Raw genomic sequence first — 12,749 nt, forward strand, 5'->3', positions numbered from 1 at the left:
GGGCCGGAGGGGACCGCGGGGCCGGAAGGGACCGCCGCCCCGGAGGGGACCGCGGGGCCGGTGGGTCTTCGTCTGCTGTGCGGCCTCGCCGCCAATCCGGCCCTGCCGTCCGGGCTCGTGGACCGGCTGATCGCCCTGAACGGCTCGGTGGACGATCCGCACGACGAGCTCCTCTACGACCTGAGCGAGCGGACGGACCTCTCCCCCGCCCAGGTCCGCGCGATCGCTGCCGCCGACGAGTTCGCCGCGGGCCGGATGGGGCGCGCGGGACTCCTCGACCCCGCCGACGTGGACCCGCTCGCCCGGCCGTCGGTGGCCCTGGCCATGCTCGACGAGGGCTTCGGGCCGCCCGAGTGGGCGCGGGCGCTCGCCACCCACCCCGAGCGCCAGGTCCGCCGGGACCTCGCTTCCCGGCCCGGCCTGCCGCTCGACGTGCAGGAGACCCTCGCCGCCGACCCGGACGTGGAAGTCGTCGCGGAGCTCGGCATCTGGACCACCGAACCGCAGCTCGCCGCCCGGCTCGCGACGCACCCGCACGCCGAGGTGCGGATGACGACCGCCCTCAACGAGGCGGTGCCCGGCTCCGTACTGGCGGCGCTGATCACGGGAGAGGAGCTCGCACCTGCTCTCGCCTGCCTGGTCTGCGACCAGGAGGAGATCCCCTTCACCCACGACCCCTACTGCCGGCGCCCGGACTGCGGCCTCTTCGCGAACGCCACCTGCACGGGCGTTCACGAGACGGCCGTGCACAACACCCTGGAACGGGCCGCGCGCAACCCCTCCACACCGCCCGCCACCGCGGCCACCCTCGCCGGCCACCCGTCGATGCTGATCCGCCGCGCCCTGGCCGAACGGTCCGACCTGCCGCAGGAGACGTACGCGCTGCTCGCCGCCGACCCGATGCCGGGCGTCCGTCGGGACGTCGCGGCGAACTCCGCTCTCGGGGCGCCGCTGATCCGCGAGCTCGCCGCGGGCCGCGAGGTGGAGCTGCTGAGGGCGCTGGCCCTCCAGCCGCTGGTGCCCCTCGACGTCCTGGCGGACCTGGCGCGCAGGGCCCGGCTCCGTCCGGATCCACTGCCCCGCATCGAGTCCGCCACCGCCACGGAGCTCGCGGAACTGGCCGCCTCCCCGCACCCGGCCGTACGCAAGCTCGCGGCCCGCAGCCGCGCCCTGCCGCCCGCGCTGCTCGACGCCCTGGCCGACGACCCCGACGCGGTGGTGGCCAACGCGGTCGCCCCGCACCCGGGCCTGTCCGAGGACCGGCTGCGCGCGATGGTCGCGCGGCACGGCGTACAGGTCCACGCGCAGGTGGCGGCCAACCCGGAAGCCCCGTCCGGCCTGTTGGAGGAGCTGGCCCGGCACGACCCGCCGGCGCTGCGGGCCTGGCGCGCGATCGCCGTGCACCCGAACGCGACGGAGGCGGCGCTGCTGCCGTGCCTGGCCGACCACAAGGCCGGCCCCAACGCGGCACGCCACCCGGCACTGTCCGGACCGGCCCTCGTGGGACTCCTCACCCACGCGTCCCCGGCCGTCGCCGAGGCCGCGGCGGCCAACCCCTCCCTCCCCCGGCCGGCGATGGAGGAGCTGATCGCGCGCGGACCGCGGCGGCGAAGTGGAGTAGGAGCGGAGCAGGCCCTGTCGGGCGTCAGGGGGCGGGGCGCAACGGCTGGTCCCCGAGCAGGGGCTCGACGGGCTCGCCGTTCTTGAGCGTGACCGGGATCCCCCCGGTGAGTTCCTGCAGGCGCGCCTTGAACTCCGCGGACCACGAGCCCTCCTGATTGGTGGTCACCTCCACCGACGAGCCGTGCCCGCCGGAGGTGCTGTAGACCGGGAAGTCCGCCTTCAGCGCGATGATCCTGGCCGCGGCGGCGTTGAGGGTCCGGTGGGAGTACGGGCTCACGTACACGTCCGCCCGGGCCGGGTCCGCGCCCGGATCCGCCGCGTGCGCCGCTTCGAGGAGGAGCCGGCCGCGGGCCGGATCGGTGACGCACAGGGCCACGCGCCCCGCCGGATGGTCGGTGATCTGCACGGAGTAGACGTCCGCGAAGGCGCCGCGGGCCTGGGCGCCGATGGCCTGGGAGAGGCGTGTGGCCTCGGGGGTGTTGGCCGGGGTGCCGTGGATCAGCGTCGGCGGCGCCTGCCGGACGGCGGAATCGGACTCGGGACACGGCGCGGCGCTCTCGGTGCGGACGGACACGCCGGGCCCGACCGGCTCGTTCCCGGTCACCTCGCCGCAGCCGGTGAGCAGCACGGCGGCGCCCAAGCACGCGAGCACGTACGGGGACACGGACCTGGCGGCGCCGCCCACGGCGAACGGCCCGCCTCCCGATGCGACGCCCGGGACTCTCCTCGTGGTGCGGTTCAACACGGTCTCCCCCTCGCGCTCCTGTGCCGGATCGGCTCCGCTGGGACGTACCGGCCGGTCCACCGGTTCCCCACACGGGCACCCCCCCGGGTGTGTGCGCGGGCGCCATGGCCAGGGCCCGCCGCCGGTTCCTAGGGTCGTCCGTGTCGGCCCGGCCGCACCGGTCCGGTCGGGGCCGGCGGCCCGGCGCCGGGCGAAGGAGCGTGCGATGGGTCTGGACAAGGAGGTCGCGACCGCGGCCGCGGCGGTGGCGGACATCCCCGCCGGGGCGTCGCTGGCGGTGGGCGGCTTCGGGCTGTGCGGGATTCCCGGCGTGCTGATCGGCGCGCTGCTGGAACGGACGGACGCGGTCGCCCTGGAGGTGGTGTCCAACAACTGCGGGGTCGACGACCGGGGGCTCGGGCTGCTGTTGCGCGAGGGCAGGATCGCCCGGATGACGAGCTCGTACGTGGGCGAGAACAAGGAGTTCGCCCGGCAGTACCTGAGCGGCGAGCTGGAGGTCGAACTGCTCCCGCAGGGCACGCTCGCCGAGCGGCTGCGGGCCGGCGGCGCGGGGATCCCGGCGTTCTACACGCCGGCCGGGGCCGGCACCCAGGTCGCGGAGGGCGGGCTGCCGTGGCGCTACCGGGCCGACGGGAGCGTCGCCGTGGCCTCGCCGCCCAAGGAGCTGCGCAGTTGGGCCGGCCGGGAGTACCTGCTGGAGGAGGGCATCACCACGGATTTCGCCCTGGTGCGGGCGGCGGCCGGGGACCGGCACGGCAACCTCGTCTTCCATGCCTCGGCGCGCAACTTCAACCCGCTGGCCGCGATGGCGGGCCGGATCACCATCGCCGAGGTGGAGGAGCTGGTCGAGCCCGGAGAGCTCGATCCGGACTCCGTGCACCTGCCGGGGATCTTCGTCCAGCGGGTGGTCCGGGTGGACCCCGGCGATCCGGCGGGCGAACGGCACATCGAGTGCCGCACGGTCCGCACGGTCCGCACCCTTCTCCCCGAACAGCAAGGCGGTGTTTGACACATGGCTCTGACACGTGGGCAGATGGCGGCCCGGGCCGCCCTCGAACTGGCGGACGGCACGTACGTGAACCTGGGGATCGGGCTGCCGACCCTGATCCCCGGCCACCTGCCGCCGGGGGTCGAGGTGGTGCTCCAGTCGGAGAACGGGATCCTCGGCGTGGGCCCGTACCCGACGGCCGACGAGGTGGATCCGGACCTGGTCAACGCGGGCAAGGAGACGGTCACGGTCCGGGCGGGGGCGTCCTTCTTCGATTCGGCGCTGTCCTTCACCATGATCCGCGGCGGGCACGTCGACGCCGCCGTGCTGGGCGCGATGCAGGTGTCCGCCTCGGGCGACCTCGCCAACTGGACGGTCCCCGGGAAGACGGTCAAGGGAATGGGCGGCGCGATGGACCGGGTGCACGGCGCGCGCAGGGTGATCGTGCTCATGGAGCACACGGCGAAGGACGGCACGCCCAAGCTCGTGGAGCGCTGTTCGCTGCCGCTGACCGGCCGGGGGGTCGTCCAGCGGGTGGTCACCGACCTGGCGGTCGTCGACGTCACCCCGGCGGGGTTCGTGCTGAGCGAGCTCGCGCCCGGGGTCTCGGTGGCCGAGGTCCGCGCGGCGACGGGTGCGGAGCTCGCGGTGCGCCCCGAACTGGTCGCAGCCGCCTGCAACTAGTGCTGTGACCGGGGAGGTCCACCGGGTCGCGGCGCCCGGCACACCTTTCCGGCCACAGCACCAGCAGGCGGCGGACGGCGCGCGCAACCCTTGTGGACCGGGCAACCCCCGGCCGGATTGTGGGGTTCCGGGACATGCCGTCGTGCGCGGTGCCGCTCCTACCGTGGCGGCACCGCGGGCCCCCGACGACGGGCCCGCGCAGTGCCCGCCGCCCCAGGGAGCCGCCATGCCCGCCACGTCCGCCCCGGCCGTGGTGCTGGCGCTGCACGGCTGCACCCAGAACGCCCAGACCTACGCGGACAACTCCGGACTCACCGAACTCGCCGACCGCGAAGGCTTCCTGGTGGTCTTCGCGGAGACCACCTCCGCGAACAACCCCAACAAGTGCTTCAACTGGTTCCAGGCGGCCGACAACCGGCGCGGCCAGGGCGAGGCCGCCTCCCTGCGGCAGATGGCCGCCCGCGCCGCCTCCGCCTACGCCGCCGACCCCGCCCGCACCTTCGTCACCGGCCTGTCGGCCGGCGGCGCCATGACCTCGGCACTGCTCGCGGCCTACCCGGACGTGTTCACGGCGGGGGCGGTCATCGCCGGGCTCCCCCACGGCTGCGCCAAGGACACAGCCCGTACACGTGCATGAACCCCGGGGTGGACAAGTCCCCGGCCGGCTGGGCGCAGTCGGTCCGTGACGCGTACCCCGCGTGGAGCGGCCCCTGGCCCCGGGTCGCGATCTGGCACGGCGACGCGGACACCACCGTCGTTCCCCGCAACGCCGACGAACTGCGCGACCAGTGGACCGCGCTGCACGGGCTCTCCCAGACCCCGGCCCGGACCTCGGCCATCGGGCCCGACGCCACCCGCCACGAGGAGTACCTCGCCGGGGACGGCACGGTGGCCGTCGAGGTCGACCGGGTGCCCGGGATCGGGCACGGCACCCCCGTCGACCCGGGTTCCGGTCCCGAGCGGTGCGGCCGTACGGGGGCCGCGCACTTCCTCGCCTCGATCTGCTCCGGCCACTGGATCGCGAAGTTCTTCGGCCTGGGCGGCTCCGGCCCGGGCCCGGGCCCCGGCACCCCGCCCGCGCCCACCGGCCTGGCCGCCACCGCCGTCGGCGACACCGGCGTCACCCTCGCCTGGAACCCGGTGCCCGGCGCCGCCGGCTACGCGCTGCTGCGGGACGGTGCCCAGGTCGCCGCCCCGGCCGGGCCGCCCTACACGGACGGCGGGCTCGCCCCCGGTACGCGCCACACGTACGCCGTGGCGGCCGTCGACGGCTCGGGCGCGGCGGGTGCCGGCTCGGCGCCGGTCACGGTGAGCACGACCGGCGCGCCGGCGGTGTGCTGGACGGCGCACAACTACCAGCACGTGCGGGCGGGCCGGGCGACGACCGACGGGAGCCACGCCCACGCCAAGGGTTCGCGCCAGGACCTGGGCCTCTACAACGTCTTCGTCACGCACACCCTGAAGGAGGCGCCCGCGGGCCACTTCGTCATCGCCGACGCCGGCTGCCCCTAGGCCGTCTCTTTCGGATCTTGCCGGGCCCGCCATGGCGGCCGGCCCCACCGGGGCGGCCGCGAACATGGCGGGCGCAGCCGTGTCGGCGCCGGGGCGGCCGCCCTTAGCCTCCGGCCAGTCCCCCATCCCGCCGCCTTCCGGAGGTTCCTCGATGCCACCCGCCACCCGTTCCGCGACGACCCGTTCCGCGACGACCCGATGCGCGACCCGCGCCAGAGCCGCCACCGGCGCCGTCGCCGCCGCCGTCCTCGCCTCGGCCCTGCTGACGGCCGCCGCGCCCCCGGGGGCCGCCGGGGCCGACGCGCACTGCGCCCGCCGCGCCCAACTTCGCGTACCGGGGGCCGCGCTCCAGCGGGCCGACTGCCTGGCGGAGCTGACGACCGCCGGGACGGTGGCCTCCGGGCACACCGACCCCGCCGACTGGGCCGGCCTCACCCCCAAGGACCTCGCCGTCCCCACGGGGGTGCCGGGCATCCAGATCGACGGCTACTTCCCCGACACCCCGGCCGCCACCGCGGCCCCGAACACCAACAACGGCTGGAACCACGACGCGCAGTTCGTGATCCGGCTGCCCGACCACTGGAACGGCGGGCTCGTCGTCGCCGGCTCCCCCGGCGTGCGCGAGCAGTACGCCAACGACCGTGCCATCGGCGACTGGGTGCTCTCGCGCGGCTACGCCTTCGCCGCCACCGACAAGGGCAACACCGGGACCGCGTTCCACCGGGACGGGCGGGCGCCCGGCGACGCGGTCGCCGAGTGGAACACCCGGGTCACCCAGCTCACCCGGGCCGCGCGGGCGGTGGTCGCGCAGCGCTACCACCGGGCCCCGTCCCGCACGCTCGCCACCGGCATGTCCAACGGCGGCTACCTGGTGCGCTGGCAGCTGGAGAACCATCCGGAGCTGTACGACGGCGGGGTCGACTGGGAGGGCACCCTGTGGCGGGCGGAGGGGCCGAACCTGCTGACCTTCCTGCCCCCGGCGCTGGCCGCCTACCCCCGCTACGCGGCCGGCGGGCCCGACGCCGGGGAGGCCCACGCGCGGATGCTGGCCGCCGGCTACCCGGCCGGCTCGGAGTTCCTGTGGCCCTTCCACCACGCGTACTACTGGGATCTCACCCAGCGGATCTACCGCGAGGAGTTCGATCCGGGCTTCGACGGCCCGGCCGAGGCCGGGACCCCCTTCTGCGCCCCCGGCACCCCCGCCTGCGACGCCGACTACGCCTACGCCGAGCGGCCCGCCGAGGTCCGCCGCGCGGTCGCGGGGACCGCGCTCACCGGCCGCATCGGCAAACCCCTGATCACCCTGCACGGCACCCTGGACGTCCTGCTCCCGATCAGCCGGGACTCCGACGTCTACGCCGACATGGTGCGGCGCGCCGGCCGGGGCGGGTTGCTGCGCTACTACCGCATCGAGGGCGGCACCCACGTGGACTCGCTCGTCGACGCGTTCCCCGACCGGCTGCGGCCCCTCACCCCCTGCCACCGCTCCGCCTTCCCCGGCCTGGGGGGCCGGTCACTTTTACTCATCACACCTGGCCGTGGATGCACTTGTGCGAATTGTCGGACCCCGCGCAGGGGGCCGGCGCCGCCGGCCCCCTGCGCGGGGTTCGGCGCGGCCGGCGGAACCGCCCCGCCGGCGCCGCCCTGGCCGCCGGGGTCCCCGCCCGGCGGCGGGGCCGACGCGCCCGGCGTCACCTCGCCCGGGGTGCCGGAGGGGGACGCGCCGGGGCTCTGGCTCCCGCTGCCGGACACCGGGGCGGACACGGAGGCGGACGGCTCCCGTCCCGCCGTCGGCGCGTCGGACTGCCGGCCGCGGGGATCGATGTAGAGGACGGTGACGGCCACCGTCACCGTGAGCGTCACGGTGACCGCGAGCGGTACGGCGATGCCCGCCGGGACGCTCAGCCACTTCAGCCACTTCAGCCGGTTCCGCCTCGACCCGTCGGCCGCCGTCGGCGTCACCGCCACCGCGGGCAGGGCCGCACCGTCCGGCCGGGGCACGGTCGGCCCGGCCGGCGCGTCGAGCTCGCCGAGCGGCCGGCCGGCCGCCGCACGCCGCGCCGCCGCGGCCATCACCGAGGCGTCGGCGTACCGCTCCTGCGGCTGCTTGGCCAGCGCCCTGGCGACGAAGGCGCGCACCGGCGCCGGGAACTCCTCGGGAAGGGCCGGCACCGGCTCGCGGATGTGCTTGAGCGCGATCTCGATGACCGACTCACCGGTGAACGGCGGCTCGCCGGTCAGCAGTTCGTAGCAGACCACGCCCGTGGAGTAGAGATCGGACGCCGCGACGGCGCCGAGCCCCTCCGCCTGCTCGGGCGCCATGTAGAGCGCTGTGCCGAGCACCGCGTGCGAGTCGGTGATCCCGATGCTGGCCGCACTGGAACGGGCGATGCCGAAGTCCGTGACCGTGACCCGGCCGTCGTCACCGAGCATCAGGTTCGACGGCTTGATGTCCCGGTGCGTCACGCCCTGCAGGTGGGCGGCGTGCAGCGCGTCCAGGGCCTGCCCGGCGATGTCCAGCACCTGCTCGGCGGGGAGCGGCCCGCTCTGCGCGCGGACCTCGTTGAGCGGCCGGCCCTCGACGAGCTCCATCACGATGTACGCGACCATCTCGCCGGACTCGATCCGGCTCTCGCCGTAGTCGTGGACGTCGACGATCCCGGGGTGGCTGAGCGAGGCGAGGACCATGGCCTCCCGGCGGAACCTCGCCGCGAACCCGATGTCGTCGAGCAGCGCCGGAAGCAGCACCTTCACCGCGACCTGCCGTCTGAGCACGCCGTCGTCGGCCCGCCAGACCTCGCCCATGCCGCCCCCGCCGATCCGCTCGGCCAGCGTGTAACGGTCCCCTAGTACCGTCCCCCGTCCCCACATGTGCGCCCCTTGCCGTCCCTGCTTGTTGGTGGTCAGCCAAAGTCGGTCGGGACGAGGGTACTTGGTGCCTGCACGGTCACCGGGTGGGCCCTGTCACACAGGCTGCCGCGCAGCCCGCCGCGCACGCCGGTGGCCGGCTGCCGCCGCCGCGACACCGCGCGGCCTCCTTACCGTTCCTTCCCGGCCACGCGCAAGCCTTCTGCAAGAAACTTCCGGACCGCCCACTAGACTGGCGGGTTGTTTGGTGCTGGACCGGAACAACCTGGGCAGACCCGGGCTCCGCCCGGCGACCCGGGACGTTTCCGGGACCGAGACGCGAGGGCCGATGGCAGCCACACCAGAGCACGGTGAACTCACTCTGCTCGACGACGGGACCGTGCCCGACGACGGGACCGTGCTCGAAGCGGCGGAGGGGTTCGAGGAGGCCGGCAAGTCCGCCCGGTTCTCCGCCGGGCCCGCCGCCCCGACGCGCACCCTCGTCGACATCTTCGAGGCCTCCGTACGGGCGTACCCCGACGACCTCGCCCTGGACGACGGCACCGAACAGCTGACCTACCGCGCGCTGGCCGCCGAGGTCGAGCGCCGCAAGCGCGCCCTCGCGGCCGCCGGAGTGGGGCTCGGCGACCGCGTCGGCGTCCGCGTGCCGTCCGGGACCAACGAGCTGTACGCGGGGATCCTCGCCGTCCTCGCCGCGGGCGCCGCCTACGTGCCCGTGGACGCCGAGGACCCGGACGAGCGGGCCGAGCTCGTCTTCGCCGAGGCCGGGGTGCGGGCGGTGCTGGGCGCGGGACAGCGCATCGCGGCCACCGGCCTCGCGGACGCCCCGAGATCCGCCGCGCGGCCCGGTCCCGGGCACGACGCGTGGATCATCTTCACCTCCGGCTCCACCGGCAAGCCCAAGGGCGTCGCCGTCAGCCACCGCAGCGCCGCCGCCTTCGTGGACGCCGAAGCCGCGCTGTTCCTCAGCGAGGAGCCGATCGGACCCGGGGACCGGGTCATGGCCGGACTGTCCGTCGCCTTCGACGCCTCCTGCGAGGAGATGTGGCTGGCCTGGCGCTACGGCGCCTGCCTCGTGCCCGTCCCGCGCTCCCAGGTGCGCAGCGGCGCCGACCTCGGCCCCTGGCTGGCGGAACAGGAGATCACCGTCGTCTCCACCGTGCCGACCCTGGCCGCGCTCTGGGAGCCCGAGACCCTCAACGAGGTCCGCCTGCTGATCTTCGGCGGCGAGGCCTGCCCGCCCGAGCTGACCCAGCGCCTGGTCACGGAGGGCCGCGAGGTCTGGAACACCTACGGACCCACCGAGGCCACCGTCGTCGCCTGCGCCGCCCTGCTGACCGGTGAGGAGCCGATCCGCATCGGGCTCCCGCTGAACGGCTGGGAGCTGGCCGTCGTCGACGAGTCCGGCGAGCCGGTGCCCATGGGCGGCAGCGGCCAGCTCGTGATCGGCGGCGTCGGCCTGGCCCGCTACCTGGACCCCGACAAGGACGCCGAGAAGTACGCCCCCCTGGAATCCCTCGGCTGGCAGCGCGCCTACCGCAGCGGCGACCTCGTCCGGGCCGAACCGGAGGGCCTGGTCTTCCTCGGCCGGGGCGACGAGCAGATCAAGCTCGGCGGCCGGCGGATCGAACTGGGCGAGGTCGACGCCGCGCTCCAGGCCCTGCCCGGCGTCGCCGGCGCGGCCGCCGCCGTCCGCACCGCGCGCAGCGGCAACCAGCTGCTCGTCGGCTACCTCGTCACCCAGGAGGGCTGGGACCACGCGGCGGCCGTGACCCGGCTGCGCGCCGAGCTGCCCGCGGCCCTCGTCCCGCTGCTCGCACCCGTGGACGAGCTGCCGACCCGCACCTCCGGGAAGGTGGACCGCAACGCACTGCCCTGGCCGCTGCCCGAACTGGAGACCACCGGCCCCGCCGAACAGCTGTACGGCACCGAGGCCTGGCTCGCCGAGCAGTGGAGCGAGACCCTCGGCGTGGCCGTCACCGCCGCCGCCGACGACTTCTTCGCCATCGGCGGCAGCAGCCTCGCCGCCGCCCAGCTCACCACCCGGCTGCGCACCCGCTACCCCAGCGCCGCCGTACTCGACATCTACCAGCAGCCCACCCTGCGCAAGCTGGCCCGGCACCTGGAGAAGTCCGCGCAGGACGACGGCGCGACCCGGACCGTGGTGCCCGTGCCGACGCGCGCCAAGGTGGTGCAGTCGCTGCTGCTGCTCCCGCTGTTCACGCTGATCGGCCTGCGCTGGACGGTGGCCCTGCTCGCGCTGGGCAACGTACTGCACTGGTCCGGGGCCTACCCGTGGGCGCCGGCCGCCTCCTGGTGGCTCGTCGCCGCCGGGGCGGCGCTGCTCTTCAGCCCGCCGGGCCGCCTCGCGATCGCCGCCGGCGGCGCACGCCTGCTGCTGCGCGGGGTCAAGGCCGGGCGCCACCCGCGCGGCGGAAGCGTGCACCTGAGGCTGTGGACCGCCGAGCGGCTCGCCGAGTACTCCGGCGCGACCTCGCTCACCGGCTCCTGGCTGGAGCGCTACGCGAGGGCCCTGGGCGCCAAGATCGGCCCCGAGGTGGACCTGCACTCGCTGCCCCCGGTCACCGGCATGCTCAAACTGGGACGCGGCTGCGCCGTGGAGTCCGAGGTGGACCTCTCCGGGCACTGGCTGGACGGCGACCACCTCGAGATCGGCCCGGTCAAGGTCGGCGCGGGCGCCGTGGTCGGCACCCGCAGCATCCTCTTCCCCGGCGCACGGGTCGGCAAGCGGGCCGAGGTGGCCCCCGGCTCCGCCGTGGTCGGGCAGATCCCCACCGGCCAGCGCTGGGCCGGAGCCCCCGCCGGCAAGCTCGGCAAGGCCAAGCGGAACTGGCCGGGGGAGCGCCCGCCGCGGCCGCTGCGCTGGCGCGCCGCGTACGGAGCGGCCGGCGCCTGCCTCACCGGCCTGCCCGTGCTCGCGGTCGTGCCCGCCCTGCTCGTGGCGGACCGGTTCGTGCCCGCCGGTGCCGGGCTCGCCCAGGCCCTGCGCGGAGCCCTGCTCGCGGTGGTGCCCGGGGCGCTCGCCTTCGGGTTCGCGTACGCCCTGCTCCTGCTGGTCTCGGTGCGCCTGCTCAGCCTCGGGCTGCGCACCGGAGTCCATCCGACGCACAGCCGGATCGGCTGGCAGGCCTGGACGGCCACCCAGCTCATGGACCTGTCCCGGGAGACGCTCTTCCCCCTGTACGCCGGGCTGATCACACCGGTGTGGCTCCGGCTGCTCGGCATGAAGATCGGCCGGGGTGCGGAGGTGTCCACCGTGCTCGCGCTGCCGAGCCTCACCACCGTGGGCGAAGGCGCGTTCCTGGCCGACGACACCCTGACCGCCCCCTACGAACTGGGCGGCGGCTGGATGCGCATCGGACACTCCGAGATCGGCCGCCGGGCCTTCCTCGGCAATTCGGGAATGACCGCGCCGGGCCGCAACGTCCCGGACGACGGGCTGGTCGGCGTCCTGTCGGCCACGCCGAAGAAGGCCAAGAAGGGCAGCTCGTACCTGGGCCTGCCGCCGGTGCGGCTGCCCCGCTCCGCCGCGGACGCCGACCAGAGCCGGACGTACGACCCTCCCGCGCACCTGCTGTGGGCGCGCGGCCTGGTCGAGCTGTGCCGCCTCGTCCCCGTCTTCTGCTCGGCCGCGCTGGCCGTCCTGACCGTGGCGGCGTTCTGCGCGCTCGCCGCCCCCGAAGCGCTGGGCCCCTGGGGGACCGCGCTGCTCTCCGGAGCGGTCCTGCTCGCCGCGGGCCTGGCCGCGTGCACGGTCTCCGTGGCCGCGAAGTGGCTGCTGGTCGGCCGCCACCGGACGGGGGAGCACCCGCTGTGGAGCGGGTTCGTCTGGCGCAACGAACTGGCCGACACCTTCGTCGAGGTCCTGGCCGTTCCGTGGCTGGCCGGATCCGTACCCGGCACGCCGCTGCTGTCGCTCTGGCTGCGCGCCCTCGGGGCCCGGATCGGGCGGGGCGTGTGGTGCGAGAGCTACTGGCTGCCGGAGACGGACCTGGTGGTGCTCGGCGACGCGGTCAGCGTGAACCGGGGCTGTGTACTGCAGACACACCTCTTCCACGACCGGATCTTGAGGACGGATACTGTGGTCCTCGGCGAGGGTGCCACCCTGGGCCCCGGCGGGATCGTCCTGCCCGGGAGCACGGTCGGGGCACGCAGCACACTGGGTCCCGCCTCACTCGTGATGGCCGGGGAATCCGTCCCCGCCGACAGCCGCTGGCTGGGCAATCCGATCGAGGCGTGGCGGTCCTGAAGGGCGTCCGCGCCACTGGGGGCCGTCCGCGCCGCGGCGCCCGCGAGGGCGGCGTCGGC

8 protein-coding genes and 1 pseudogene are annotated in these 12,749 nt (G+C 75.4%); 8 read left to right on the plus strand and 1 reads right to left on the minus strand.

Annotated features, from left to right (window positions below):
- Positions 1-60: 60 nt before the first annotated feature.
- Positions 61-1,707, plus strand: coding sequence for a DUF2336 domain-containing protein (locus tag DRB89_RS36615; RefSeq protein ID WP_239516532.1), 1,647 nt, complete (start codon positions 61-63; stop codon positions 1,705-1,707).
- Here the strand turns inward: DRB89_RS36615 and DRB89_RS36620 are convergent.
- On the minus strand, positions 1,646-2,365 hold the full coding sequence (locus tag DRB89_RS36620) for a hypothetical protein (protein ID WP_162688875.1): 720 nt from the start codon (positions 2,363-2,365) through the stop codon (positions 1,646-1,648). The genes DRB89_RS36615 and DRB89_RS36620 overlap by 62 nt on opposite strands.
- A gap of 208 nt (positions 2,366-2,573) precedes the next feature.
- Between DRB89_RS36620 and DRB89_RS36625 the strand changes: the two genes are divergently transcribed.
- The 7 genes and pseudogenes from DRB89_RS36625 to DRB89_RS36650 all read left to right on the plus strand — a co-directional run bounded on the left by DRB89_RS36625 (position 2,574) and on the right by DRB89_RS36650 (position 12,690).
- The gene (locus DRB89_RS36625) at positions 2,574-3,377 is read left to right on the plus strand and encodes a CoA transferase subunit A (RefSeq protein WP_112452331.1); all 804 of its coding nucleotides are present in this window, start codon (positions 2,574-2,576) and stop codon (positions 3,375-3,377) included.
- Between the two features lie 3 nt (positions 3,378-3,380).
- Positions 3,381-4,040, plus strand: coding sequence for a 3-oxoacid CoA-transferase subunit B (locus DRB89_RS36630; protein WP_112452332.1), 660 nt, complete (start codon positions 3,381-3,383; stop codon positions 4,038-4,040).
- 226 nt (positions 4,041-4,266) lie between these two features.
- Positions 4,267-5,552 (plus strand): annotated as a pseudogene (locus tag DRB89_RS36635) (PHB depolymerase family esterase).
- Positions 5,553-5,703: 151 nt separating this feature from the next.
- On the plus strand, positions 5,704-7,380 hold the full coding sequence (locus DRB89_RS36640) for a tannase/feruloyl esterase family alpha/beta hydrolase (protein WP_239516534.1): 1,677 nt from the start codon (positions 5,704-5,706) through the stop codon (positions 7,378-7,380).
- A 6-nt stretch (positions 7,381-7,386) separates the two neighbouring features.
- On the plus strand, positions 7,387-7,803 hold the full coding sequence (locus tag DRB89_RS45330) for a hypothetical protein (protein ID WP_239516536.1): 417 nt from the start codon (positions 7,387-7,389) through the stop codon (positions 7,801-7,803).
- Positions 7,737-8,402: a hypothetical protein gene (locus tag DRB89_RS45335; RefSeq protein WP_239516537.1), complete on the plus strand. Its 666-nt coding sequence runs from the start codon at positions 7,737-7,739 to the stop codon at positions 8,400-8,402. Before DRB89_RS45330 ends, DRB89_RS45335 begins: the two co-directional genes overlap by 67 nt.
- 346 nt (positions 8,403-8,748) lie before the next feature.
- Positions 8,749-12,690: a Pls/PosA family non-ribosomal peptide synthetase gene (locus DRB89_RS36650; protein ID WP_112452340.1), complete on the plus strand. Its 3,942-nt coding sequence runs from the start codon at positions 8,749-8,751 to the stop codon at positions 12,688-12,690.
- The last annotated feature ends 59 nt before the right edge of the window (positions 12,691-12,749 follow it).

The sequence above is a fragment of the Streptomyces sp. ICC4 genome (genome assembly GCF_003287915.1).
GTDB lineage: Bacteria > Actinomycetota > Actinomycetes > Streptomycetales > Streptomycetaceae > Streptomyces > Streptomyces tritrimontium.

What these genes read in the sequence shown, in the direction of transcription:
- DRB89_RS36650 (WP_112452340.1), top strand. Translation starts at nt 8,749, where the DNA reads ATGGCAGCCACACCAGAGCACGGTGAACTCACTCTGCTCGACGACGGG.
- DRB89_RS36625 (WP_112452331.1), top strand. Translation starts at nt 2,574, where the DNA reads ATGGGTCTGGACAAGGAGGTCGCGACCGCGGCCGCGGCGGTGGCGGAC.
- DRB89_RS36630 (WP_112452332.1), top strand. Translation starts at nt 3,381, where the DNA reads ATGGCTCTGACACGTGGGCAGATGGCGGCCCGGGCCGCCCTCGAACTG.
- DRB89_RS36640 (WP_239516534.1), top strand. Translation starts at nt 5,704, where the DNA reads ATGCCACCCGCCACCCGTTCCGCGACGACCCGTTCCGCGACGACCCGA.